At 39.2% G+C, this 26,134-nt stretch carries 20 protein-coding genes and 1 pseudogene; 9 read left to right on the forward strand and 12 right to left on the reverse strand.

Annotated features, from left to right (window positions below; translation table 11 throughout):
- The first annotated feature begins 132 nt into the window (after window positions 1-132).
- Entirely contained in the window at window positions 133-393 is a 261-nt protein-coding gene (locus BV372_RS34970; protein ID WP_143844941.1) for a hypothetical protein, read from the forward strand.
- Between the two features lie 3 nt (window positions 394-396).
- Here the strand turns inward: BV372_RS34970 and BV372_RS02500 are convergent, their stop codons facing one another.
- Window positions 397-870 carry a hypothetical protein gene (locus BV372_RS02500; protein ID WP_086682773.1) on the reverse strand — a complete coding sequence of 158 codons (474 nt, stop codon included), beginning with the start codon at window positions 868-870 and terminating at the stop codon, window positions 397-399.
- A gap of 181 nt (window positions 871-1,051) precedes the next feature.
- Between BV372_RS02500 and BV372_RS02505 the strand changes: the two genes are divergently transcribed.
- The 8 genes and pseudogenes from BV372_RS02505 (at window position 1,052) to BV372_RS02540 (ending at window position 16,141) form a co-directional block, all read left to right on the forward strand.
- Complete coding sequence (locus BV372_RS02505) at window positions 1,052-3,517, forward strand: GH116 family glycosyl hydrolase (protein WP_086682777.1); 2,466 nt, start codon at window positions 1,052-1,054, stop codon at window positions 3,515-3,517.
- Between the two features lie 933 nt (window positions 3,518-4,450).
- Window positions 4,451-5,434 (forward strand): hypothetical protein, encoded by a 984-nt coding sequence (locus BV372_RS02510; protein ID WP_086682780.1) that lies wholly within the window; start codon window positions 4,451-4,453, stop codon window positions 5,432-5,434.
- A 1,116-nt stretch (window positions 5,435-6,550) separates the two neighbouring features.
- On the forward strand, window positions 6,551-6,832 hold the full coding sequence (locus tag BV372_RS02515) for a hypothetical protein (protein ID WP_143844945.1): 282 nt from the start codon (window positions 6,551-6,553) through the stop codon (window positions 6,830-6,832).
- 290 nt (window positions 6,833-7,122) lie between these two features.
- A pseudogene (locus BV372_RS02520) lies at window positions 7,123-7,590 on the forward strand (HetP family heterocyst commitment protein).
- A 2,197-nt stretch (window positions 7,591-9,787) separates the two neighbouring features.
- A complete protein-coding gene (locus tag BV372_RS02525) occupies window positions 9,788-10,390 on the forward strand; it encodes a helix-turn-helix domain-containing protein (RefSeq protein WP_086683023.1) in 603 nt (200 codons plus the stop codon).
- Between the two features lie 21 nt (window positions 10,391-10,411).
- Window positions 10,412-13,468: a peptidase domain-containing ABC transporter gene (locus BV372_RS02530; RefSeq protein ID WP_086682788.1), complete on the forward strand. Its 3,057-nt coding sequence runs from the start codon at window positions 10,412-10,414 to the stop codon at window positions 13,466-13,468.
- Between the two features lie 126 nt (window positions 13,469-13,594).
- Window positions 13,595-15,154: an HlyD family efflux transporter periplasmic adaptor subunit gene (locus BV372_RS02535; RefSeq protein ID WP_086682791.1), complete on the forward strand. Its 1,560-nt coding sequence runs from the start codon at window positions 13,595-13,597 to the stop codon at window positions 15,152-15,154.
- A 195-nt stretch (window positions 15,155-15,349) separates the two neighbouring features.
- Window positions 15,350-16,141 (forward strand): peptidylprolyl isomerase, encoded by a 792-nt coding sequence (locus tag BV372_RS02540; protein ID WP_086682794.1) that lies wholly within the window; start codon window positions 15,350-15,352, stop codon window positions 16,139-16,141.
- 72 nt (window positions 16,142-16,213) lie between these two features.
- Here BV372_RS02540 and BV372_RS02545 read toward each other — a convergent pair whose 3' ends face one another.
- From BV372_RS02545 to BV372_RS02600, 11 genes are all read right to left on the reverse strand, one after another.
- Complete coding sequence (locus BV372_RS02545) at window positions 16,214-16,885, reverse strand: calcium-binding protein (RefSeq protein WP_086682797.1); 672 nt, start codon at window positions 16,883-16,885, stop codon at window positions 16,214-16,216.
- A 223-nt stretch (window positions 16,886-17,108) separates the two neighbouring features.
- Window positions 17,109-17,885, reverse strand: a complete 777-nt coding sequence (locus BV372_RS02550) for a peptidylprolyl isomerase (RefSeq protein ID WP_086682800.1) — start codon at window positions 17,883-17,885, stop codon at window positions 17,109-17,111.
- A gap of 27 nt (window positions 17,886-17,912) precedes the next feature.
- Entirely contained in the window at window positions 17,913-18,953 is a 1,041-nt protein-coding gene (locus tag BV372_RS02555; protein WP_086682805.1) for an aldo/keto reductase, read from the reverse strand.
- Complete coding sequence (locus BV372_RS02560) at window positions 18,950-20,050, reverse strand: T3SS effector HopA1 family protein (protein ID WP_086682808.1); 1,101 nt, start codon at window positions 20,048-20,050, stop codon at window positions 18,950-18,952. The genes BV372_RS02555 and BV372_RS02560 overlap by 4 nt, the downstream gene beginning before the upstream one ends.
- 51 nt (window positions 20,051-20,101) lie before the next feature.
- Window positions 20,102-21,265 (reverse strand): phosphotransferase, encoded by a 1,164-nt coding sequence (locus BV372_RS02565; RefSeq protein ID WP_179197949.1) that lies wholly within the window; start codon window positions 21,263-21,265, stop codon window positions 20,102-20,104.
- 398 nt (window positions 21,266-21,663) lie between these two features.
- A complete protein-coding gene (locus tag BV372_RS02570; RefSeq protein ID WP_086682814.1) occupies window positions 21,664-21,936 on the reverse strand; it encodes a hypothetical protein in 273 nt (90 codons plus the stop codon).
- A gap of 926 nt (window positions 21,937-22,862) precedes the next feature.
- Window positions 22,863-23,081 (reverse strand): hypothetical protein, encoded by a 219-nt coding sequence (locus BV372_RS02580; protein ID WP_086682820.1) that lies wholly within the window; start codon window positions 23,079-23,081, stop codon window positions 22,863-22,865.
- 99 nt (window positions 23,082-23,180) lie between these two features.
- Window positions 23,181-23,399, reverse strand: a complete 219-nt coding sequence (locus BV372_RS02585; RefSeq protein ID WP_086682823.1) for a hypothetical protein — start codon at window positions 23,397-23,399, stop codon at window positions 23,181-23,183.
- 93 nt (window positions 23,400-23,492) lie between these two features.
- Window positions 23,493-23,711: a hypothetical protein gene (locus BV372_RS02590; protein ID WP_086682827.1), complete on the reverse strand. Its 219-nt coding sequence runs from the start codon at window positions 23,709-23,711 to the stop codon at window positions 23,493-23,495.
- A 93-nt stretch (window positions 23,712-23,804) separates the two neighbouring features.
- Window positions 23,805-24,023, reverse strand: coding sequence for a hypothetical protein (locus tag BV372_RS02595; protein WP_086682830.1), 219 nt, complete (start codon window positions 24,021-24,023; stop codon window positions 23,805-23,807).
- Window positions 24,024-24,597: 574 nt separating this feature from the next.
- Window positions 24,598-26,130: a pitrilysin family protein gene (locus tag BV372_RS02600; protein ID WP_086682833.1), complete on the reverse strand. Its 1,533-nt coding sequence runs from the start codon at window positions 26,128-26,130 to the stop codon at window positions 24,598-24,600.
- Between the last annotated feature and the right edge of the window lie 4 nt (window positions 26,131-26,134).

The following is a 26,134-nucleotide window of genomic DNA, read 5'->3' on the forward strand; positions in this document are numbered from 1 at the left end:
TGTTCTTAGATTACATCTTTTGCTTACTTTTTGCTTAAGTTGACACCAATGGGCAATGCCATGCCCCTACGGAAAATATTTGTGGTAGCGTAAGGTTGCAGGTTGGTAAAGATGGGATAGGAAGGGCTATATTTGTCTTTTTTTCACCATCATTCACCCTTGGATATCGGCTGTTGCACCTCAAAGCACGAAGTTCCGAGTTCAAAGCACGAGCGATCGCCTTTTTTTCACCATCATTTACCTTTGGATCTCGAATGTTGCTGTTCAGAACTTCAAGTTTCGTGTTCTGATCTTGAAATTCCGAGTTCTGAACTCGGAACGCCGAGTAATTTACTCCAACATCCGAGTTCCGATCTGCAACGTTGCACCTTTGAAGTGCAATTACCGAGTTAATTTCTACAACGCTGCTGTTTCAGGCTTGGGCTTCCGAGATTTACGGGCGAACCTTTGCCCCATTTCCTCAACTACTGTCTCTAAACCAGCGCCTTGCCCACTAGCTTTGGCATAAGTATACACCTGCAAGGCGGCTGCATAGGCTTCACTACCCACCGCCAGAAATGTATCATCCACCAATTCTTGTAATTGTGTCAAAGACAGCAATACTGGATACAAAGCCTCAAACAACTGTACATCTTTCCGCATTTCTTCGAGGTCAAACGATCGCGATAAGAAATCTGGGTTCTGCGCCGCTACCTCTAATGCTTTGCTAACAAAAGCGCGGCTTTTATCTCCCATCTTGGGTAAAGCTTTCCGCTCCTCGTTAGTTAAATCAATCAAAAATGGTAGCTTTTCTTTAATGGTGGCGATGGCTTGCAACACCTCATCTCTCTCAGATGGCGCTAGTGTTGCGCTAATTGGGGCTTTAGACATACATATTAATCTCCAGTATGTTTCTAAGATTTAGAGTGCCCATATATACAATTTAAATTACAATGACACTAATAAATATTGTTTTGCCTCGAACCCAATTGACACTCGGACAAACAACTTGAGAAAAATCGTACATCGCGCTAGTCTTCATTAGCAAAACTGCACGCTGTGACATTTGGCAATGACAAATCAAAACCCCCTGCAAATCCCCGCTTGCACTTGGAGTCGTCCCATTGGTTTAGGTTGGGACAAACCTTATACTGTTCGCTACGCTAGTAATATCGATGACGGCCCTTGGCATGGTATGCCTTTAGGTGGCTTTGGTGCAGGATGCATCGGCCGTTCTTCGCGGGGAGACTTTAATCTCTGGCACATTGACGGGGGAGAGCATACTTTCAAAAACATTCCCGCTTGTCAATTCAGTGTATTTGAATCTGATGGCACAACTTCCCAAGCTTACGCTTTGTCTACTCAACCGCCTGAAGATGGCAGTCTCAAAGCTTGGCAATGGTATCCAGGAAGTAGAGGTTTAGGGGGACAGGAAGAAATTTCTGGCGTTTCTAACACAGGTAAGTATCACGCGCTATATCCACGCAGTTGGTTTGTCTACGAAAATGTATTGCAAGCACAGTTAACCTGTGAGCAGTTTTCCCCCATCTGGGCAAATAACTATCAAGAAACTAGTTACCCAGTAGCTATATTTCTCTGGAATGCTCATAACCCAACGAATGCACCTATTACTCTTAGCATCATGCTCACCTGGCAAAATATGGTGGGCTGGTTTACGAATGCTTTAAAAGCGCCTGAAGTGAAGATTCGGGATGATGGCAGTCCGGTGTATGAGTATCAGCCACGCTGGGGCGAGAGTCAAGGTAATTACAATCAAATAGTGGAAAATGACCAATACTTTGGTTGTTTTTTATCGCGAGTTAATAGTGATGCACCTGTGCAAGAAGGGGATGGTAGCTGGTGTATCGCCACGCTAAAACATCCCCAGGTGGAAGTATTTCAGCATACGCGCTGGAATCCGGTTGGTACTGGCGAGGAGTTGTGGCAAAGCTTTGCGGCAGATGGTTCTCTGTCCAATGATGTTGATACAACTCCGGCAGCAGATAATACACAAATAGGAGCAGCGATCGCACTCCGCTTCACCCTACAACCAGGGGAATCTCTAGAAATTCCCTTCGTATTAGCTTGGGATTTTCCGGTAACAGAATTTGCCGCCGGAATTAACTATTACCGCAGATATACAGACTTTTTTGATAGAAGTGGTCAAAATGCTTGGACGATCGCATCTACTGCGTTAACAGAATATCAAAATTGGCGATCGCAGATTCAACGTTGGCAACAGCCCATTCTCGACCGGGAAGATTTACCGACTTGGTTTAAGATGGCTCTATTTAATGAGCTGTATGACCTCACCAGTGGTGGTACTCTCTGGAGTGCAGCCTCAGAAATCGATCCCATTGGTCAATTTGCGGTGGTGGAATGCTTAGATTATCGCTGGTACGAAAGTCTTGATGTGCGTTTGTATGGTTCTTTTGCCTTGCTGATGTTGTTTCCAGAACTAGAAAAGTCAGTGATGCGGGCTTTTGCAAGGGCGATTCCCCAAAGTGACGAGCACCAAAGGATTATTGGCTATTACTACACAATTGGTGCAGACACTACAACCGCTGTTCGGAAAGTCGCAGGCGCAACACCCCACGATTTAGGCGCACCCAATGAACACGTCTGGGAGAAAACCAACTACACCTGCTATCAAGACTGCAATTTATGGAAAGATTTAGGCAGTGATTTTGTACTGCAAGTATACCGAGATTTTCTTCTTACGGGCGCTGATGATGTCCAGTTCTTAGCAGACTGCTGGGATGCTATTGTCCAAACTCTCGACTACCTAAAAACTTTTGACCTAGATGGGGATGGGATTCCTGAAAATTCTGGTGCACCGGATCAAACTTTTGATGATTGGCGGTTGCAAGGCGTAAGCGCATATTGTGGTGGGTTGTGGTTGGCGGCTTTGGAAGCTGCGATCGCTATTAGTGATATTTTATTAACGAACCGCCAAGACGCAGAGAACGCCAAGAAAAACCTTGGCGAACTTGGCGACTTGGCGGTGCAAAAATCCATCTATGAAGCTTGGTTGCAACAATCTCGCCCGATCTACGAAGAAAAACTTTGGAATGGACAATATTACCGCCTAGATAGTGAAAGCGGTTCTGATGTAGTTATGGCAGATCAGTTGTGCGGACAATTTTATGCGCGATTGTTGGGATTACCGGATATTGTAGATAGCGATCGCGCCCTCTCTGCCTTGAAAACTGTATATGATGCTTGCTTCCTCAAGTTTCAAAATGGTCAGTTCGGTGCTGCGAACGGTGTTCTTCCCGACGGTTCGCCAGAAAACCCCAAAGCTACTCACCCTCTGGAAGTCTGGACAGGTATCAACTTTGGACTAGCAGCTTTTCTCGTACAGATGGGAATGCAGGATGAAGCATTGCGCTTAACACAAGCTGTAGTGCAGCAAGTTTACGAAAACGGGCTACAATTCCGCACACCCGAAGCCATCACAGCATCTGGTACTTTTCGTGCCAGCACTTATCTAAGGGCAATGGCTATTTGGGCAATTTACTTAGTCATTGCTCAGTAGGGCATTGAGAACTGGAAAAGACGTAAAGGGTTAGGAGGAAGTATGATCTCCCTAACCCCTAACCCTGCTTCCTTGCTGCTTATCCCAATTTCCAGCCTCTATGTATATTAATTTTTGATTAACTAATCTGAAAATTGCAACCAAATATACATAAAAATAAATTTATACGTTTTATTATTTGCGTTTCCCAGCCTAATTTACTTGTAGCTGAAGCAGTAAGTATTAATATATGTGTTTTTATTTTCCGGGTGTTTCCAAATTAAATGGAAAAGATAAGTAATACCAAGAAAGATGCTAAATATTAAAACTTCAAGACTACTGTTTTAACAAGATTCAGCATCACTATCTCTAGCCATCCAGATTACTAATCTCACCAATTTTATGTTCACAATTAACAATTTTTACTTGAGCAAAAAATTATTTTTACTATTCTTTTGTAAAAATAAATACAGTAAATACAACTTTTTACTATGAAAAATATTCACTTTTCATGTATGATAAAATTTTAACAATTTGTTTATATGTGGCTGTGATTACAAGAAGAAGACAGTAAAATCAATACCTACTGATTAAAGAGTCAGTCAAATTTGATAAAGCATGAAGTGCCTATTGATGACTTTAGTCCAAGTTGTATAGGCAGGTATCAGCAGTCAATGAGAACTCTGCTGAAAACATATATGGGTGTTGCTAGTAATTTTTTTTTCTAAACTTTCACTTACGAAAAGCTACCGGAAAATGAGAACTCAGCAATTGGTAATTAAAAACACAAATAATTGCATTTTGCAGAGGCTGTTGGAATGAGAAAATCCAAACAGTGAAGAAATTAATAGCTTTTTATACTGTAAGTATTCACCTCATTAAAGTTAATTAAATTACTCAAAAACCCAAAATATAGCCATGAACTCCTCTTCATCGTCAAGAGTTCAGGGAGATATGGTATATACAAATAGCCAGCAGTCTCCCACTCAAAAAGTGGCTATCCTCAACAAGTTGAGGGTAGTTGCAAGGGATACGAACCCAGTATCAAGCTTGAATCAAGTCTTGGTGTTACGGGAATCCCAACTAGATGAGGAACTGACTAGTTATGGTTTACATGGAGAAATTGAAGATGGCAAAATTCAGAATTTATGGCTAGGCGAAAGTTGGGGGGATATTAATGTCACATCACTAGACGCGATCGCCCAAACTGATTTAGTAGTTTACCACTTGTCTCTAGAACACTGGGAATTACTTAAGGATCTTGCGCCTCGGTTATTTACCCCTAGATGTAAGCAATTAGAAAAGTTACAGGGGGAAGCGGCTATTAATATCTCTAAGAAAAATTTTGAGAATCAATTGCAAGTATCCCCAACATGTTTGCTGCAAACTTCCGCTTTAGTGACTCTCTTATTGATCCAGGTTATTCTCAGCCGATTTATACACCTTAAAAGCTTGTTTACTCTCAATATCTTTACTGTTAGCTTCTTAATCTGGAATGCTTGCCGAATCGCCTTAACAGCATATTTTATTTTTCATCTCGTTTCCCAATATTTGCAAACTCAGCTGGGTTTGGTATCGCAACTGTGTTTTTCGTTTTCAGCAAACCCATATATCAAGCTAGCAGAAGCACACAACTTGATCGCAACGCTGGTTTTGGGTGAAAACAGCCAGGTAAGACCTAGATATCCAAGAATTTTGATTTTAAATGAAGCAACAAGTGGTCTATATGGGCAGTCAAAACAACAGTTTCAACAAAACTTAGCCTGCATTGGTCAGGAGGTTACCACCTTCATCATCTCCAACACTCTAGTATCTGCTATCCCGACTTTCATACTTGTTTTATACCGATGTATCATTTTAGGAAAAAGCACTTATAAGAAACTGTTAGGAATGAACAGTTTTGAATACCACTTATATCAACTACAATTCAATATGTAATCTCCCTTAAGTAAACTCGTTATTCATGAAGATAGCGGCAATGTTTTTTACTTAAGTTTAGCGCTTTCTACTGTAGAAATTAAGACTTTAATGTTTTACTCAAAGCTTAATCTTCTAAATTGAACTGCTAATTTTTTTGTGAAATATTATTTTATTTCTTAGTTTAGTAGACTATTTTAGCTTTATTTTTATGGTTTATCTATCATAGCATAAAACAGTAACAATTCCAATTTTATATCTTTAACTCATTACTAAAATTTAAGCTACATTGCTACGAAATCTAGTCTGATTCAACAAATCAATAAAGGCTATAACCTATGTTATGCAAGCAGTCTCGACAATAAAAGCGAACTAGCATCATACATAATTACTAAAAATAATTTTCAATAAATAGAATAAATTTAACTTTTTTTTAAAAATATCTAGACTGCTAATTTTTTTGCTTTTAAAGAACAGATTTAATGGTAAGATTTCTTAGTGAGCCTAGGTATATGAAAGCTCCAAATGAATTTTAAATGAGGGGTATTACCCCTCGGGATTTATGGAATAGATAAAAAATCCAAAGTTGTACAATACAAAACTAGATATCACAATGAACTCAGGAAATTTAACTTATAAAGCTACTATTTTGGTGGATGACATTAACGGCAAAAAATAGTATAAATAAAAATGTTGTTCTTGATCATCAAGGATACAGAACTTTTTTTTACTAACCTAAAATCTATGTAGTTTTCCTCAGTAACTTCTAATTTATTGGTATTATAAAATACGTTTATCTTATCAGGGAAAGTAATTGAATTAGGAGTTGGAAAATTTCAAGAGGACGAAACTGCATCTACCAAGAGCCATACAGAGACTTTTTTCTGCCAGTCATCTGAAATAACAAAGGGTAAATTTTTACCTGACGTTAACTGCCAAGCAAAAGCAGCCTCTTCCATAAGTGCTTAGTACCGCCTAGTGAGGACTGTGAAACTTGGGAAGGTATCTGAAGAATTAAGGCAAAGCGGTAAACAGGCTTGCTTCACAATAGTCAAGTTTCCGAACAAAGGTCAGCTCATGGAAAAAATAATCAAGCTAAATGCAGTCGAAACCTCAAGTCAAGGGAGCAGTTCTAAGATGAAGCTTTATGATTTGCACCCTCAATACCATCTTGCTCCTGAGAAAGTATCAATTTATGGCAGTGCTGTGCCTATAACAACGGCAACTGCACCAGAAACAGCTACAAACTATCACCATAGAAGATGCGGAGGAGAGCCACTGCGTTGCAGAGGTTCTGACAGAGGCAGGGTGAAACAACGCTACCTAGAGAAATCCCCAGGTGGGTTCTCAACCGCCAGGGTTGAGAACCTGTTCAGCGTACTCCAAAAGAGAACTCGCAGCGTAGTAGTTCTCGAATAGTGGGGTGATGCAGAGGGTTAGGGGTTTCTCCCCAGTAGAGCGAGTGGTCTCAAACAAGCGACTTGATTTGTCAGAAATGGCAAAATTTGCGCAAAACTTTTGATATTTCTGTTTGGACCTGTTAATAGAGTTGTGTTTTCCCACAGCATTCGCTACTACTGCATTGCCGATATCTTCCTTCAGCTAATTCAGCAAATGCAAATAGGCTAGAGCAGTTTGCTAACTTCAACTTAAATTTCAAAAACCGCCGCAACTAAATCGGTTTACTTCATCAAAAGACAAACAACACTATGAACCAAGATATTCCTAGCATTAGTAGCAAATTAAAAAACTCAATGCATCCTGAACAGTTTGACCAAGTGGTTGAAGCGATTCTTGCAGGAAAGTATTCATGGGCATGTGTTTTAATGCTACGCTTTGCTGGCTACAATCCTTTACATTACATTCCTTACCGCACATACAATCGATTACTCAAAGAAAACTCTCTGATGAGTCGGTCTAACCACCAGCAAAATTCGAGCATGAACCTTTCCAAACAATCTTCTGAGAAGAGGTCTGATACTAATATTTCTCCAAGCTGCTTAAGTAAAATTAAGGATGTGGCTTATCTTGAAGTTGTTGGCAAGCAAAAATCAGAAATTCGCGGTAGTAAGGAGCAGTGGCTGACAAAGCAAGTTCAATAACATTGAGCAATAAAATCAGAAGTAAAACTAGAAATTTCTCTAGATTCTTCTTTGTGCTTCTGCCGATTTAATTAAATAGATCTAGATTAGCAGTTCATTTAGTAGCTGTCTGTTTGCCATGCAGATTAATAATCTATAGCACGGCAGGTTTATTATGCTGTTTTGCTGTTAAATGGACTGCTTGTTAAAATCCAGCCTACAGATTGCTTTGTGATTACGACCTCAACAACCTCTAACTTTAGCGTCCTCCTCCTTGAGGCGGACTGCTCTTTGCTAGCTTTCAACATATATATTTAATTGGCTGCTAGTGTGATTCACAATTGTAAGTTATAAAGGATGATAATCAAACCGTATAAATTTTTCCACAAACAATATAAATTGCAACAAAGTTTCCTAGTAAACTGAGTGAGTACTCAGCAAATTTATATATAATTAAAGTTTCTTAAAATAAGTACCAATTTTTTTGATTTTTATAAAATCTGCCAATTTGGCAAATATTGCTCGAAAAAATCTTATAAATTATAGATGCCAACTGAAACAGAGATTATTGACAAGCTAATTTCATGATTGTAACAAAATCAATGATTAGTTCTAATCATCAAATATCAGTCAAAATCTCATAGAGTAAATAACTTTAGCACCAAGATCAACGCTCCAACTGTTGCTGCTGGTGGTTCTTTTTCCCAAACAGCTTGAGCTAACAAAAGTGAGAGTGGTGGCCTCCCCCAGTCCAGACTTTGAATTGCTCCTACCTAGTTTCGAGATGGTGGAAATGTGGTTAGTATGACTTTAGCCCAAAAAGATTATATTTAACACTATTAGCAAACGTGGAAATGGAAAAAGTAACAGTTAAATCGTAGTCGATGTTGATAGAACTTATAGCTCTTACACTTCTATAAACGACTATCGTAATCCTCGTCCTCCCAACCAGGATTATAGCGGTTTTAGAAATTAGCAATTTATCTCATCAATACTGGAAGCTAAAAAACTTAAATAGCTTCCAGTATTATTTATTAAAAAAATATAGGTTTTGAGGTCGCTAGGATTTATTAAAATTGGAAATGCTACAAATTCCTAATTCAACCATTTGTTAACAGCCTCTGCGATATGGAAATAGTGAGTTAGCAAGACAATATTATTAAATTTATAATTTTCTTACTTAAGATAGATGTATAAATAGCTAGGTTATGGGTCACTATCATATACATTTTACGTCTAAATCTATCCTAGCTATAACAGTGCTTTAAAATTTTAGGACTTATACATTGACAGCAAATCCCAAATATGGTTCATCCTTTTTCGCTATTCAAGGTTGGTTTGTTGATGAGCTTTAAGCGATGTATACTTATCAAATCATGATTGAGACAAGCCTAAAAAGACTTATTTTAGATAATGCACAAAATAATAAATTTGTACAGTTCCTAAATTTTAGGATTACATTTCTATATAAGTTTTTTTAAATAAAATTTAGTATTTATAGCTATTAATAAAACTTATTTAAATTAATTAAAGATTTGATGAAGTCAGTATGAATTTCTAGTAAAAATGTAAAATTTCTTGAATATAAGCTTGACTAAATCAGGAAAATCTAATATTTAAAGAAATAGTGTGTTCTTTGTCATGGTAAAGTATTAACTAGCTTTATCGTCATAAATCCTTTTTTAAACAGTTTTGGATTAAAAGAGAATCTACTTTCTCTGGGAAAAATTTTGTGAACGACGTACTCTAAAAGTAGCTTGTCAGAAAGATCTGGCTTTGCTTGTGACTGCTTCCAATTCATAACTGTCATAAATAATTTAAAAAAGGTTTTCAACAATCAAGCTCAAGGAAGCTAAATCTCTAGCGATTAATGGTATTTATCAGGGGAGCTAATAGCTATGCTTTCTAGAGATGTTGTCAAGGTATCTTTTTGCCAATTGCAAACTATATACCCTCGCAGATCCCTCAAAAAGAATTTAAGAGAAATTTTATATCATTTGCAAAAAGGAAAAATAACTAGATGTAATTCACTGGCCTATTTCTTATTATCTGACTTCATTAACGCCAGCAGTGCGAGTTATAAACAACGCTAACCGGGGATGAGTCCCTAGGCTTTGACAAACCTAGGGAGAAAACTCCCGGCTTAGTTGCACATCAAAGTTAAGTAATTAATTAGTCTTGCAGGACTAATTAACTACGCAATTGTGAAACCTTGGATGTCATGATTCAATCACAATTGCAGCAGATTGTTTTGCCCACATTTCTAACAGTTGAATGCAACTGGACAATGATTATGTCATACTATTCCAGTCAAGACAAGAGTTGTGATAGTGTCCCTACGCAAGAAAGCAGGTTTTTGACGCCTTTTCAACGAAAGGTGTTACTCAAGAATTTGCAAGCAGATTTACAACCAGAATATCGTCGTCGGATTGAAATTATGTTGCTAGCAGATAAAGGTACGTCTCAAACCCATATCTGCGAAATATTAAATTGTTCTCAAGAGATGGCACGATACTGGATTGCTGTAGCAGAAGCGGGTCTAGCGCACAAATGGAATGAGCGACCAATTGGTAGACCGAAGACTGTTAATCATCAATATCTTGAAAAGTTAAAAGAATTGGTGAGTCGGAGTCCGCGTGATTATGGTTATGCATTTAGTAGCTGGACAGCTCAATGGTTGAGCAAGCATCTTGCTCAGGAATTTAGGATTGAAATTAGCGATCGCCATATCAATCGGTTACTAAAGCAAATGGGGCTGTCAACCAAGCAAAAATCCTCAGACAAACAAGCAACTGACTGTTTAAAGGATGCTGGCATTAGAATTTGTGACTTGCAATCTAACAACGCCCAGCCGAATTTTCCTTGGTCATTTAATTTGAAACAGACCAATCACTAATTCAGTCTTGGAGATGAGGAAATGCCATCAGTATTTTCACAAGCGCAGCTTGGTGAACAGCTCACCGTTGCCTTGGGTGAGACGCTAGAAGATAGAGAACTGCAAAGCTGCTTGGCGGCGATGGAAATTGTGGAACCGCCGATAGCAAAACAGTTCTGGCAAGCAACAGAGGCAAAGGCGGGAATTTATTTAGTCTTAGCGGGTAAAGTCAGATTACTGGATAGTGCTGAGAACTTAATTACTACCCTCTCCCCAGGAGCATCATTTGGTGAATTGACTTTATTTGCGGAAGCGAGTTTGCAACCATACTCTGCCAGATCTTCTGTGAACTTAAAGCTTAGCTATCTCAAACAAGAGACATTGCAAGCTTTGATGAGCAAATATCCCAGCATTCGCGATCGCCTCTTCGCCCGTGCAGAACTTTGGGATTTACTCATGTTGTGTCGCCAGAACTCTATTGGAAAAGGCAATACATCTGTTGAAGATATGCTCAAAGCCTTAGCTTATTTCTCGCGACAGCATCTGGGCATTGGTTTAGTACCAGCCAAACTAGCCGCAGAAACTCAGTTATGGGTAGTGCGTCGAGGAGAATTACAGCATTCTGACGGTAGCAGATTAATATCTGGCAACATCTCTCCTATGAAACCGGGCAGTTGGCAAGCTACGCAACCAACGATTGCTTACACTCTCAAGCATACTGATTGGCAAATAGCGCTGCAACATTGGGAACAATTGGCAGAATTGGTTGATTTGCAAAAACCCCAAGCCGCCATTGCAGAACAACCTGTGGCACTATTTACTCGCACCAGTAGCAACGTTATTTCCTTCCCCTCCCAGACTCAGCCAAAAAAACCACAAAAAAAACGACGTGCATATTTTCCCAGCCCCAAAGTCAGATTAGGGCATTGGTGGGGACGCCTCAGCAAGCGTTATCCGTTCTATCAACAACAAAGTGCTTCAGACTGTGGGGCGGCTTGTTTGGTCATGATTAGTCGCTATTGGGGTAAGCGATTGAGTGTCAATCGCCTGCGGGAGCTAGCTAACGTTACCCGCGATGGTGCATCACTGCGGGGTTTAACAGCAGCAGCAGAAAGCGTCGGTTTTACTACCCGTCCGGTGAAAGCTAGTCTTGATAAATTAGCACAACAATCTTTGCCGGCGATCGCTCACTGGGAAGGCAAGCATTACATAGTCGTCTACGAAATTACTAAAAAACAAGTAATTGTAGGCGATCCCGCCATTGGTCAACGCCACCTTAGAGTTGCGGAATTTAAAGCCGGATGGACTGGTTATGCTTTATTATTACAACCTACAGCCTTATTAAAAGAAGCTCAGGAAGCGAATTCAGGATTCTGGCAGTTTTTTGATTTAGTCAAACCTCACACTACAGTGCTGCTAGAAGTGTTCATCGCTTCTGTGTTGATTCAGATATTGGGACTGGTAACGCCACTATTCACACAGTTACTTTTAGATAGAGTCATTGTTCAGGGTAGTACCCTAACTTTAAATACCGTTGGTTTCGGGTTGCTGATTTTTGGTTTGTTCAGCGTTGCCATAAATGGCCTGCGGCAATATCTGCTCGATCACACCGCCAACCGCATCGGCGTATCGCTGATGGTAGGTTTTATCAAACATACTTTCCGCTTGCCCTTGTCTTATTTTGAATCACGTTATGTTGGCGATATTGTTTCTCGCGTTCAAGAAAATCAGAAGATTCAACGCTTTCTTACCGGAGAAGCACTGTCTATTAGCTTGGATTTGCTGACAGTATTTATCTACGTTGGATTGATGTTTTGGTACAGTTGGCAATTAGCATTGCTGTGCTTGACAATTGTGCCACCATTCTTTTTACTAGCACTAATTGCAACGCCTTTTTTACGCCGCATTTCCCAAGAGGTGTTTACTGCCTTAGCCCAAGAAAACAGTTATTTGATTCAGAGTCTGACAGGAATTAGCTCGATTCGCTCAATGGCGATTGAACAGACGGTGCGCTGGCATTGGGAAGAACTTCTCAATAATTTGATCAAAAAAACATTTAAAGCCGAGGTAATTAGCAACCAACTACAAATTTTTAGTTCTACCATCCAAACTTTGGTAACTACAGGTTTACTGTGGTTTGGCGCGTCGTTGGTGATTCAAAACCAGCTGACCATTGGGCAATTAGTTGCTTTTAATATGTTGTTAGGTAACATCATCCGTCCTTTCCAGCGGCTCATAGTGTTGTGGAACCAATTGCAGGAAGTAATAGTTTCCACAGAACGGATTAATGATGTTTTAGAAGCAGAACCCGAAGAAGATTTAGAACATCAACCCCGGCAGTTATTGCCGAGGTTGCGTGGTCATATTCGCTTTGAGCAAGTCACTTTCCGCTATCATTCGGAAAGCGAGATTAACGTTCTTGAAAATCTTAGCTTTGAAATTAAGCCTGAGCAAACAGTGGCAGTTGTCGGGCGTAGCGGTTCGGGTAAAACAACTCTCTCTAAATTAGTTTTGGGTTTATACCCGGCGACAGATGGCAAAGTCTTGATTGACGGTCAAGATGTTACTAGTATTTCTCTGCGATCGCTCCGTTGCCAAATTGGTGTGGTGGATCAAGATACGTTTTTATTTGGCGGTACGATTCGCGAAAACATTAGCATTGCTCACCCAGAAGCCACTTTAGCAGAGATTATGGAAGCGGCAGATTTGGCAGGAGCAGATGAATTTATTAAACAATTACCAATGGGCTACGAAACCCAAATCGGCGAAGGTGGCGGAATGTTATCTGGTGGACAACGCCAAAGATTAGCGATCGCCCGTGCTTTGCTGGGTAATCCCCGTTTATTGCTTTTAGATGAAGCCACTAGTCATCTTGACTCTGAATCTGAACGTATCATCCAGAAAAATCTTAAAACCATACTTAAAGGGCGTACCAGCTTAATTATTGCTCATCGACTCTCCACGGTACGTAATGCTGACCTAATTTTGGTCTTAGATCGTGGCTTATTGGTTGAAAGTGGTACTCACAATCAATTAATTGCTAAAAAAGGTCATTACTTCTACCTTAATCAGCAACAGTTGGCGCAAGTTGAATCATAAGTAATTATCATCAACTGCGTACACCAACACGCATGAAAATTTTTTGTCATTGATCAATAGGCAAGAATCTAGTAGATTTCTGAATTTTGAATTGTTTTCCCCTCTCTTCACTATGGGTAACAAGCTATGCCTGATCCATCTTGGAATTCATCAACAGCATTAACTACATCTAATGAAGATGCAGCTAAAAACTACTACCAATCTGAAGTTGTAGAAGCTTCCACTGAGTTTAATCACACAGAAACAGCAAATCATACTAATGATTGGTCTCATAGCACTGAAGAACTGTTAGATGCTTTACCAAAGCGTTGGACACACTCTTTGCTATATTTTTTGATTGGCTTTGCGGCGATCGCTTTACCTTGGACGATGCTTTCTAAGGTTGATGAAACTGGAAGCGCTAGAGGACGTATAGAACCCAAAGGCGCAGCACAAAAATTAGATAGTGCAGTTGCTGGTAGCGTGACTGCGGTGAAGGTTAAAGAAGGCCAAACCGTAGCCACAGGACAGGTTTTAGTCGAACTTGAAACTGGTGTTCTGAAAACCGAACTCCAACAGGCGCGAGCGAAGTTAGAAGGACAACAAAATCGCCTGATGCAACTAGAGTTACTCAAAAACCAACTAGAACTGTCGATTCGTGTCCAAGAGCAACAAAACCAATCCCAAGAGTTAGAAAAGATTGCCCAAGTTAATCAAGCGCAGCAAAACCTTGATGGGAAACAGAGTACCTATAACTTACAAAAATTAGAAAAACAGGCATTAGTTAATCAGGCACAGCAGCAGATTAGTAGCGCTCAGAATGACGAAAAGTCGGCTCAAAGCCGTTTAAGTATAGATTCTAGGCAAGTTTCACGCTTTAACCAAATTGTCAAGGATGGCGCGGTTTCTGAAAACCAAGTCGATCAACTCAAAAAAGAAGAACAAGAAAGCAAAAGACTTTATGAAAAAGCCACATCCGATATCAAACAAGCCCAATTGCGTTTAGCTGAAGAACAAAGCCGCTATCAGACAACGATCAGTCAGCTTGAGTCTGATATCAAGCAAGCAAAACTCAGATTACAAGAAGTACAAAGTAGCTATAAGAGTTTACTGCAAGCTGGAAAACTCACTGTCCTCAAGAGTCAGGAACAACTCAAAGACTTACAAACACAAATTGGTGTACTGCGAGCAGATATCATGCAAAGCCGCAGTCAGATGATGTCCTTAAAGCTTCAGTTAGAGCAACGAACATTGCGATCGCCTGTTGATGGCACTGTTTTTGCATTACCCATCTCTAAACCCGGATCGGTGGTGCAATCTGGTCAGATGGTTGCTCAAATTGCACCTAAGAATACTGCTTATGTACTCAAAGCCCAGATGCCCAGCCAACAAAGCGGTTTTTTGAAGAAAGGTATGCCTGTAAAAATCAAGTTTGATGCTTATCCATTCCAAGATTATGGAGTTTTAGAAGGTCATGTCAGTTGGATTTCGCCTGATTCAAAAATTCAGGAAACAAACCAAGGAAAAATTGAAATTTATGAGCTAGAGATTACCCTTATTAAGCCTTATATAGAAGCAGGAAATAAACGTATTTCCTTGACACCTGGACAAACAGCAACAGCAGAAGTAATTATTCGACAACGTCGAGTTATTGACTTTGTTTTAGACCCGTTTAAGAAGTTGCAAAAGGGCGGATTAGAATTATAATATAACTATTCTTTAATTGTTTTATGCAAACAATTGGATAATAATTAATAGAGGTAAAATTTTTAGTTATATTACAAATATATATGCATAAATTAACATAACTAAAAATTAAGACGGCAAGGAAAATATGGTGTATTTACCAGAAAAATTAAAGATTTTCGTCACATAAGCTTGAATAGCTTGAGGAATGAGATTATGGCTAAAATTTTAGCTTTTTCTAGCACAGATATTTTTCATCATGTCAAAATCAGTTGTCAAATTCCCAGTCTGTTAGAAGCGATCGCTACTCGCAAAATCATTGCCGATGCTGCCTTAGAGGCGGGTATTGAAGTTGAGCAAGAAGAAATTCAACAAGCAGCAGATAGCCTGCGGTTAAGCAACCAACTTCTTAAGGCAGAAGATACTTGGGCATGGCTAGAAAAATATCATCTTTCACTCGATGACTTTGAAGAATTAGCTCAAACTAATTTAATTTCGTCAAAGTTAGTAACTCATCTATTTGGAGAAAAAGTAGAGCAGTTTTTTTATGAAAACCAACTTAACTATGCTGGTGCTGTTACCTATGAAGTAATTTTAGATGATGAAGGTTTAGCTTTAGAACTGTTTTATGCCTTGCAAGAAGGTGAAATAAATTTTCAGGAAATTGCCCGTCAATATATCCAAAATCCAGAGATTCGTCGTGCTGGAGGTTATCAGGGAATTAAACGCCGTAACGATTTTCGACCGGAAATAGCAGCAGCAGTATTTGCTACTAATCCGCCACAACTTCTCAAACCAATAATTACTGCTAAAGGAGTGCATTTAATTTGGGTAGAAGAAATTATCAAACCTGAATTAGATGAGCAACTGCGCGGTACGATTTTAGGAGAATTATTTACAGCTTGGGTAAAACAACAACTTGAGCAATTTGAAATTGTAGCGCAACTAGATGTGAATAGTAATTATCACAAAGAAATGATCAAGCCAAAATCATCACAAGCAGCGTAAGAAACATGAGGTAGGGACACACAGCTGTGCGTCCCTACAAATGATTGATGTGTTGCAAAGATTTTAGAGACATCAAGTCAATGTAAAGTCACCAGAAGAGAACAGAGCCAGGTTAGCAGGATCTGTTTGATTAGTTAAATTGCCAAGAACGCTGATTGCACCGCTGTCGCTCAGGTCTTGGGAAAAGACAACTCGGGAAAAACCTAGAGTAGTATTAAAGTAGACAAATAAACCGCGATCGCTTGTAATTGCATTATTATCTGCGATCGCTTGAGCCGCCGCCGCCGCATTCGGAAATGGGTCTAGCAGAATTAGTACATTACTATTACCAACTAAGTTACCGCTATTTCCTTTCTGGAAGTTGAATATATCAATACCTAACTGCTGCTTTTGAAATGCTAAATCATCTTCGCCAATTTGATAGTCGGTAAGAATATCAGGCTGATTCAAAACTGAGATACCGTTAGCAGCTAGCGTTGGAGAACCCGCAGAGAAGGGGTCATCAGAGAATAAGAAAGAATCTTTACCTTCCCCACCAGTCAACGTATCTATGCCACGACCACCTGTAAGCAGATCCCTACCAGAACCACCGTTAATACTGTCATTACCATCGCTACCATCGATGATGTCATCACCTCCCAGACCATTAATGATGTCGTTACCCCCTAAACCTACAAGGATATCGTTAGCATCTGTACCATTAATGGTCTCGTTAGCATCAGTAGCCAATAAAATTATGGTCATGATTTTCCCCTGATGATCTGCGTTGATTTTTTAAACTTGCTACCTACAAGGCAGTAAGTAAGACGCAAAGAGGAGAGACGCGGTGAGCTATAGCCAAGGGTTGAGCCGCAAAGCAGCATATTCCTATAGAAAAGAATTCACCCTAAAAACGAGGTGGAGAAATTGTTAGCGAGATTTTCCCTTTCATGTCTCCGTGTCCCCATCTCTCCGCGTTTAATCTGTATTAATCCTGATGGCTAGAATTTTTCAAATTTTCCAACCACACTTGGAACAACGAGTTTATAATTTGTTCTCTCACTGCTTGATTCAATTCTATAGGGAACCACTTTTCCACTCTCAGAACGTGATAACCCAGTTTTGATTCCACAGGACCAATAATTTCGCCTTCTTTCGCTTCGGTAAGAGGTTCAGCAATTTCTGGTATCAGGTCTGCCAAATAGCGAATTCCTACAAAGCCGCCATTTTCTTGAGACTGCTTACCCTTAGAATATTCCAAAGCCAAAGCACAGAAAGAAGCTTGTCCTTCACGTAGGATTTGCACAATTTTCCAAGCAGTTGCCAGGTCAGTAACCAGAATTTGCGATAGCGCCACCCGTCTGTAGTTGTCGCGGTTAGAGATATAAGCGCCATCGACTGTTGCACCGAACAGATGTTCTTTCAGCTTGTTCTCCAACACTGCCACTTTAATTCCTTGCGACCATTCGTCTACACTAATGCGCTGTTCCTCCAACCATGCAATAGTTTCTGCATTTCCCCATAACTTGCGTTCCAAGCGAAAAGCATCGCCAGCTGCTTGCCATTCATCATCAGTTATTTCAATTCCCAACTGGTTGCAGTTGGCTAAAACTAATGCCTCATGTTCAGCTGCAACGGCGATTTCTGCAAACTTAGCAGAACGACGCAGATATGCCAAGATTTCGGCATCACTTGCTGGACAGGCTTTTACTGGTTCTTTAGGTAAAACCTTTAGCGGTAGAGTTTGTTCTAATTGTTCTGTCATGGCTTGATGTTATGAAGATTGTTATTTTTATCTGCTAACAAGCAAACTTTCTGTGGGAATTTCGTGAGGTTTGATGCGGTTACGATGTAAGTCACCGTACAGGTTGAGGTAGTTGATTTCTTCCGGGGTAAGTTTGCCCTTTTGCACACCCTGAATCGCTGCATCTACATGTTCGCGAGTTTGCCAACCTGCTAGAGCAACATCAACAGAGTTTTGGCTTAACGAATAGCGATATAAATCTGGAACTGAAGGTTGCCAACATCCAGCTGGTAGACCAACCGGGGGTTGCCAAAGGGCACCAAGCATACCTGCTGACTTAAAGGTGACAATTCCTGGTCGATGGGGATCGTTGGCATCTAAATGGGGGAAAACCTTTCTTTGGGCGGTACGATGTGCCACGTTGTGCCTTACCATGACAACATCCAACAAAGGACTATTCAACCACTGTTTTGCTAAATCGTGGTCGTGAAAAGAAGCGCCAATATAACGCACCACACCCATTTTTTTCAGCTTTTCGGAGACACCAAACACTCTTTCTATTTGGCGCTGGCACACTGACCCTGGACCACGGATATCGTCAGAGGCGTTAATGCACTTCTCGAAAGCAGGATGATTATGCTCATCAATCCAGCCCCAGAAAAACACATCAATGTAGTCAATACCCAGGTCGATAAATTGATCGAATAAATAGGTGAATACTGTGTCTGGGGTTCTAATCATATAACTGACAGTTGCCAGAACCACCTTCTCACGTATTGAAGAACCGCGTCCGCATAATTGGCGGAGTGCGGGACGCATAGAACTATAAAGATATTGATGTAAATCGCTGGAGTAGAAAAAGTAGTTGATACCTTGGTCGAAGGCGTAAAGGGTATCTTCACTGGAGATATGGCCTCCACCTCCCAGCCCTAAACAACTAACAGTTAAATTAGTCCGCCCAAGTTTGCGGTAAAAAGGTAGATCTGATTGGGCAAATCTACTATTAGCCAGGGTAAGTTCATCTGCGGCGGTTAACTGTGGTTGAAAATCAGGAATCTGGATATCAGGAGCAAGATTAGTAATTTTCATAACTCTAAAGCTGGGTAAATATCTTTAGATTTGGCATTGAGATAAGGACGTTGCAAGTCAATTTCCATTAAGGAGAATTGTGCCAAAATTGACGCCATTCGACCTTCTGGCGAATCATCTTCTTGCTGCCAAGCTTCTATCAAACCATTGGCAACAATTTGACAGCGATTCATTCCAAAGCTTTCTTTTTCACCAAATTTTTGGTCTGGTTCTTCAGCGATCGCCAACCCTGGTGCGATAAGTTTAGTAAATAAAGGCACTTCTGGCAGAAAATGGGATTGGTGCTCTGCATACACCCTTTCTAGTATTGGGTGAACAGCTTCATAATTATTTTTGTCAAAGTAAAGCACGGCTGAGTCATAACGCCCATAATCTGAAGGGTTGTATAGCGCTTTAAAGTTGAAAGGCAGATCGATGGCATTTAGTTGGGTAGTCAAGCTTTCCATGACTGCAACCGCACCATCAGTAGTTAAGTTGAAATAAACTCGTACTATGTCTTCACCACTGTAAGAGCCTGCATTACTAACTGCCATGTAAAAGCCGTTTTGCACCAAATTTTTCGGCAGTTTGATAGCCACAGGGTTTCCCACAGTTATAGATTCGTCTTGCGATCGCAAATGTTTACTGCGTTCAATATGCAGAGTCAAACCACCCTTATGTACTGCTAAAGCCCCATCTGATTCTTCTTTCACCACCAGCCAATTAGGACTAAAATAACCTTCACCCTTGTTGCTTTGATGGAGGCGATTGTAAAACACCACATCCACGCCTAAAAAGGTATTATTTTCTAAATTTTGGTTAACTGCTAAATTTGTTGTCTCTCCATCAAGTGCTAAAGCACGTTTTAGAGAACCGTTGTAATAAATACCGTAGAGAAAATTAGATAATTGCGCGTTTAAATACTTATCTTGTACATCTGAGGGTAATTGCTGAAAGCGTGAGAGTGTCTCAGCAGGTACTTCTACAGGTTTATAGTCGGGGTGGCTAATACAAAATCTGGATTCTATCTGAATTTTATTAACGATATCTTGCAATGAATTCTGTAATGATTCTGGAATAGTTGCCAGTTGCATTGGTAGCGAATCTAATAATTGCATAGGTGCTGGCCTTTAACTAAGGGGAGATGATGAAAGGAAAAATACCCTTTTCTAAACGGGAGATAAGCTTGTAGAGGTAAGTTCTGATGCTTGCATCCCAAAAATTGTGGGAATCGATGCTTCTGGACGGCATAACAAAGACTTAGCCACTTGCAGCATACAGATACCCGTATTACCAAAAGATTTTTGATATTGCAGGGTTGATTGAATAGCGATAATCAAATTCCAACCAGCAAACTGTACGACTCGCTGTAAAAAATCAGGACGATGCTGTAAGATTTCTGGAAACTGATTTAAATATGCGATCGCTAAAGCAGCAATAGAAGGTTGTATTATCTCTAAGGGTGTTGTTGCCATCCGCAAGGATTCATCGATGCTCATGGTTTTGCCAGTAATCATGCTACTCAGCCAGATGTGCAGATAGCTACCAATGAGCGTACCTAAATCAAAAGCTGGATCTCCCCAACTGCACCTTTCCCAATCAATCAATCGTATCGTGCTATTGCCAACACCTTGTTCCCAATCATCAGCCAAAAGGATATTATTTAATTTCAGGTCATTGTGTGTTAAACAACTGGGTTTTAAAGAATTCCCCAGTTCGGCTATAGCTTGACCTAAACTGTCATATCGTTGATACAGGGAAAAGAATTTCAGTCCATCAGCGGGAACCGAACCAAAAATTTCTGGACCAATCCGTCCTAAATTTTTAACTAAATGAGGAAGGTTTTCAGAGCATTCATTTACCTGTTCTTGAGTAAAAAAAGCTTGATAATCTTTATGATTGAAAGTTAAGCTATGGATGCTGGCTAAGATTCTGCCTATAGCAGAGGCTATCTCTGTAGGAAAAATATTTTCCTTTATATGGAAAGCCATCACATCACGATAGTTCTCCAGGTAATTAAAAATAATAATGGAATCATCTGGATTAAAATGAAATCCTTCTGATATCCAGTCGCGCATTTGTCTTAATTCAGGAATTTTCTGAACAAATTCTTGAATTTGCCATTCTCGTAAAAATTCACCAGATGCTTTTCGTTCTTGGTTAAGAGGTTCTTGTTTTATCAGAAGTTTACGTTCGTTTACGAGAGTCAGCAATAAATTAAAATTTTTGGCGTATTTCGGTTCAATTTTGCTGTTATCTTGCTCTTCTGGTGTACAAAGACCATGCTTAATTAGATAATCAAAAATGTTTTGAGAACTCAAAGAAAATGCCATAATTCAATAATTAATATTTAATAATGTCTGTCAATTTTTCTAATTAAATCTACTGGTAAGTAGTATTTTAAGTAGCCATTTTAAATGAGGTATCAAGAACTCAGATAAATGAATTTGGTAGCTACATTTATGTTCCTCAAATCCTTATTTTCAAGATTGATACCTACTACTAAATGTGTCTAAGACGAGGGCATGAACATATTTACTATTTGTCTTCTTGTCCTCTGCCCTCTTTTTAAGCTAGATCCGCGTATTAATTATTAGCATCTAATTCCCCATGCACAATCCTCACTAGTTAAGTTGATTTATCTGAATTTATTTACATAAACATATATTGAGTTTAGTCATTACTCTCCTTGAACTCAATATAAATATATGCCTAATGATTTTATCAGTGGCTATGGAGATGTATTTATGTTACTAGCTGTGCGAGCATTAAAAGTCTGACCATTAACAGTTTGATCGTTACTGGCTATTGCATTTTGTTCACCAGGTATTGCTAATAAGTTTAAAAATTCGCTGGGAATTAATTCAAGAAATGTTCCTGTATTAATAACCCCTCCTTTTACAGAATTTATTTCATTCTCTGTTAAATCGTTGAGAAATGTTTCAGAATCTTGAAACAGAATAGAGCCATTGTTAGACAGGTTTTCAAGGTTTGGGATATCCATTGCTCGCTCCTAATGTAAAGCAAGTTGATATAATAACTCTCATTAAAATGATTTTCTCTAATTTATTTAATTGGAAAAATCTATACTTATGTTGAAAACATTAATTATTATTTTCATCTCTTATAAGCCTAAAAGTCAAATACCAGAGATTAAATTATTAGACATAATTACTGGAGTTATGTCTAATAATTTTTTACGTTCAGCGGCTCAAGTAAGCCTACACACTCTAAAAAATCTACGTTTATATTTGTAAAACTGAGCAATTACGTATTTCTAAATTATACGTGACTTTTACATTTCGTTACATAGATTAATCTTTTGGCGTCGACTTACTTCATTAAACTTGTGAAGTAGATAGGTAAGAAAGTAGCTTTTCTAAAGCGCTTATGCTTCAGATAAATATTGACAGATAAAGCCTTAAAACATTCAGGAAAAGCTACATTGTTTAGCATAAATGAAATTTCGATTTTACTATCTACTATTATAATTGCCTATTGTATTTGCATTAACTGTGTTGCTATTAGCGCTAAAGAGGGTATTTATATTAACCGTATTTACGTAGACACCTGTGATCACTAATCCTCCGCCTCTGAGACCCTCTATCTCATCATTGGTCATTTCATTGAGAAAACTTTCTGAATCTTGAAACAAATCAGAGCCAAGAGGATATAGTTCCGAAATTCTGATATTGGGCATTTGGTTTTCTCCTTATGATATTTAATCAATTACAATGCAGGGCAAACACATCTCAATTCCGTCCGCATTTCCCATTAAAGGTTTCAGAACTTCCAATTAAAATTCATGAGTGCAATCCTTAGATAGTAAGCATTTCAAAAATAAAATGTGTTTGTCCTTTAAGAATACTAAGCTAGAAAAAGTTGGCGAAATATCGGCATTTTTTAGCAGATTTTTCTTACATTAAAAAATTATCCAACTGTATTAACATTAAAGGCAGTATTAGCATTAATACTATTGCCATTAACACTAACAACAGTCTGAAAACTTAATGATGCGCCTATAATGGTGACTGCTCCTCCTAATAATGACAAGGTTTCCTTTTCATTTAGCTCATTCAGGAAGCTTTCAGAATCTTGGAACAATTCAGAACCAGCAGGACGTAGTTCAGATATTTTGATGACAGCCATGATCTTTCTCCTTCAGAAAAATTAAATGTTTTGAGGAATTTTAATAAGAGGATTAAGAATAAGCAAACTTAATCCTCTGTTTAATTTCAGAACAAAAGATTATCCAACTGTGTTAACGTTACCAATAGTATTAGCGTTAATACTATTACCATTAATGCTCACAACAGTCTGAGCACTTACAGATACACCTACAACTGTGAATGCTCCACCTACTAATGACAATGCTTCTTTTTCATTTAGCTCATTGAGAAAGCTTTCGGAATCTTGGAATAGTTCAGAACCAGCAGGACGTAGTTCAGATATTTTGATAACAGCCATGATTTTTCTCCTTCAATAAAGATGAATTGAGCAAGTTTTGTTCTAGAATTAAACAAAAAAGTTTAATTCTTGACTCGATTTTTGATTAAAAGACTATCCAACTGTGTTAACGTTACCAAAACTATTAGCATTGAAAGTATTGCCATTAATGCTCACAACAGTCTGAGCAGTTAATGATACACCTACAACGGTATATGCTCCGCCTACTAATGACAATGCTTCTTTTTCATTTAGCTCATTGAGGAAACTTTCGGAATCTTGGAACAGTTCAGAACCAGCAGGACGTAGTTCAGATATTTTGATAACAGCCATGATTTTTCTCCTTCAATAAAGATGAGTCGAGCAAGTTTCGTTAGAGAATTAAACTTTTTTGTTTAATCCTTGACTTGATTTCTGATAAAAAGATTATCCAACTGTATTAGCGTTAGTAAAAGTATTGGCATTAATAGTATTGCCATTCGCGGTAACAACAGTCTGAGCAGTTAATGACACACCTACAACGGTGAATGCTCCGCCTACTAATGACAATGCTTCTTTTTCATTTAGCTCATTGAGAAAGCTTTCGGAATCTTGGAACAGTTCAGAACCAACAGGACGTAGTTCAGAAATTTTGATAACAGCCATGATTTTTCTCCTTCAATAAAAATGATTTGAGGAACTTTTGTCAGAGGGTTAAACTTTGTTTTGTTTAATCCTTGATTTCATTTTTATTGACTAAACCTAGAAAATCAAGGTTTTTAAGTTGCTTTTATAGACACAACTAAAGGTTTTATGTCTTTCTACTAAAATATTGATTTGGAAGTTAATTATATTTAATAAATTTAATTAGTAGAGAGCTTTACTACCCCACGTTACTTTTTTATAGTTGGGCATTACATTGGAAAAATCAATCTTTTACGACTACTTTTACAGACTTTAGTACAGGAGTTTTGTCTTTTAATGTTGTCTCTGAGCGACTACATCTGTGAGAGGTTCAATATCTACAATTTCTTGAGAAGGGAGTTCTGGTAAACTTTGTATACCACCAGCTATTAAAATGAGCATGGGGTATGGGCCATTTGTTTTTCCTCCATCTGCCATGCCCCAAGTCGGTGAGCAACACTTAATCCCTTGCCTCGACAGATAAAAAATAGAGGCGCGAGGAAACGCGTCTCTATAGATAGTTTGGTTACAACTTAATCAGAAAAAAGTTATGTGATTAATTTTTTGCCTGTGGTTGTGCAGGGGGAATAGTCACATCTATAGGCGTTACTTGTGCTGCTAACTGAGTCAATGGGGGTTGAATCGCCGTTTGATTTCCCACCACCAGAGTTACGAGATTTTCTGGTTTGAGGTATTGTTTTGCTACCCGTTGTACATCGGCTGCTGTTGTGGCTGCTACAGCTTTTTGATAGCGAAATAAGAAATCAGCAGGATAGCCGTAATATTCATATCGCATCAACCGTGAGATAGTTTGGTTAGGATCTTCAAAATTGAAGACAAAGGAATTTAATGTAGACTCCTTAGCAAAAGCCAGTTCTTGTGGTGTGACTCTTTGAGCTTGGATACGTTTAATTTCAGCTTGTAAAGCTTTGACGAACTGCACAGTTGTTTGCGATCGCGTCTGTCCCCCAGCAATGAACACTCCTGGGTAATCGTAGCGGGGACTCCATTGACCGTATACTGAATAAGCTAAACCTTGACGCGATCGCACTTCATTAAATAAGCGTCCGCCAAATCCATTTAAGACGCCATTCAATACATCCAAGGCTGCATAGTCGGGACTGTCTAATTTTCCGCCTAAATGCCCGATGTAAATATTACTTTGAGTTAGTTGCGGCTGATTGACAAAAAAGACTCCACCAGTTTTGGCTTGAGATACTTGTGGTAACTGGGGTTTAGCAAGTTTGGGGTTAGGTTGCCAATCGCCTAACTTCGCTTGAATGAGCGATCGCATTTTCTTCGCATCAAAATCTCCCAAAATCCCCAAAATTATATTATTCGGGTAGAAATATTTTTGGTAAAACTCGATCAAATCTGCACGGGAAATCTGCTCCACAGAGGTATATTCTGTTGTGCGAGCATAGGGGCTATCTTTCCCATAGATTAATTTGCGAAATTCTCTACTGGCTATAGAATTAGGATTATCATTGCGACGAGCAATACTACCCTTCTCCTGCGTCTTTGCCAAATCCAACTTTTCTTGAGCAAATACTGGCTCTCGCAACACCTCAGCAAACAGCCCAAACACCGTTTCTAAATCTTCCGTGAGTGCCTCAAAGCTAGCACTACCAGATGTTTCACCGATACCAGTTTCTACCGAAGCTGCTCGTTGTTCCAACATCTCGTTGAGTTCATCAGGCGAATGCTTCTTAGTTCCGCCAGTCCGCATTACCTCACCCGTAAACTCAGCCAACCCAACTTTATCTGCTGGTTCCAGGCGACTTCCTGTCCTCAGCAACGCTGTACCACCCACCAACGGTAGCTCATGATCCTCCATCAAATAGACAACCATGCCATTTTGCAGCACAAATCGCTCATACTTGGGTAACTTAATCTCAGGTAACGGTGGTAACTGCAACTCTGTGTAATGTTTGGCTGCTGCTGTCGCCGCCTGAGAAAAGTTAAAAGTTAAAAGTAAAAAGGCAAAAGCAACAACCAAAGCATAAATCAGCCTCTGCCGATTTTGGATTTTAGATTTTGGATTTTGGATTTTGAATAACATCTGCCTTTTACTCTGATACTGTTGCATAGTC

The organism is Nostoc sp. T09, assembly GCF_002154695.1.
In the GTDB taxonomy this organism is placed as follows: Bacteria; Cyanobacteriota; Cyanobacteriia; order Cyanobacteriales; family Nostocaceae; genus Aulosira.

Coding starts and splice junctions, on each gene's coding strand:
- BV372_RS02500 (WP_086682773.1), bottom strand. CDS start 870: ATGTCTAAAGCCCCAATTAGCGCAACACTAGCGCCATCTGAGAGAGAT.
- BV372_RS02505 (WP_086682777.1), top strand. CDS start 1,052: ATGACAAATCAAAACCCCCTGCAAATCCCCGCTTGCACTTGGAGTCGT.
- BV372_RS02510 (WP_086682780.1), top strand. CDS start 4,451: ATGGTATATACAAATAGCCAGCAGTCTCCCACTCAAAAAGTGGCTATC.
- BV372_RS02515 (WP_143844945.1), top strand. CDS start 6,551: ATGAAGCTTTATGATTTGCACCCTCAATACCATCTTGCTCCTGAGAAA.
- BV372_RS02525 (WP_086683023.1), top strand. CDS start 9,788: ATGTCATACTATTCCAGTCAAGACAAGAGTTGTGATAGTGTCCCTACG.
- BV372_RS02530 (WP_086682788.1), top strand. CDS start 10,412: ATGCCATCAGTATTTTCACAAGCGCAGCTTGGTGAACAGCTCACCGTT.
- BV372_RS02535 (WP_086682791.1), top strand. CDS start 13,595: ATGCCTGATCCATCTTGGAATTCATCAACAGCATTAACTACATCTAAT.
- BV372_RS02540 (WP_086682794.1), top strand. CDS start 15,350: ATGGCTAAAATTTTAGCTTTTTCTAGCACAGATATTTTTCATCATGTC.
- BV372_RS02545 (WP_086682797.1), bottom strand. CDS start 16,885: ATGACCATAATTTTATTGGCTACTGATGCTAACGAGACCATTAATGGT.
- BV372_RS02550 (WP_086682800.1), bottom strand. CDS start 17,885: ATGACAGAACAATTAGAACAAACTCTACCGCTAAAGGTTTTACCTAAA.
- BV372_RS02555 (WP_086682805.1), bottom strand. CDS start 18,953: ATGAAAATTACTAATCTTGCTCCTGATATCCAGATTCCTGATTTTCAA.
- BV372_RS02560 (WP_086682808.1), bottom strand. CDS start 20,050: ATGCAATTATTAGATTCGCTACCAATGCAACTGGCAACTATTCCAGAA.
- BV372_RS02565 (WP_179197949.1), bottom strand. CDS start 21,265: ATGGCATTTTCTTTGAGTTCTCAAAACATTTTTGATTATCTAATTAAG.
- BV372_RS02570 (WP_086682814.1), bottom strand. CDS start 21,936: ATGGATATCCCAAACCTTGAAAACCTGTCTAACAATGGCTCTATTCTG.
- BV372_RS02580 (WP_086682820.1), bottom strand. CDS start 23,081: ATGGCTGTCATCAAAATATCTGAACTACGTCCTGCTGGTTCTGAATTG.
- BV372_RS02585 (WP_086682823.1), bottom strand. CDS start 23,399: ATGGCTGTTATCAAAATATCTGAACTACGTCCTGCTGGTTCTGAACTA.
- BV372_RS02590 (WP_086682827.1), bottom strand. CDS start 23,711: ATGGCTGTTATCAAAATATCTGAACTACGTCCTGCTGGTTCTGAACTG.
- BV372_RS02595 (WP_086682830.1), bottom strand. CDS start 24,023: ATGGCTGTTATCAAAATTTCTGAACTACGTCCTGTTGGTTCTGAACTG.
- BV372_RS02600 (WP_086682833.1), bottom strand. CDS start 26,130: ATGCAACAGTATCAGAGTAAAAGGCAGATGTTATTCAAAATCCAAAAT.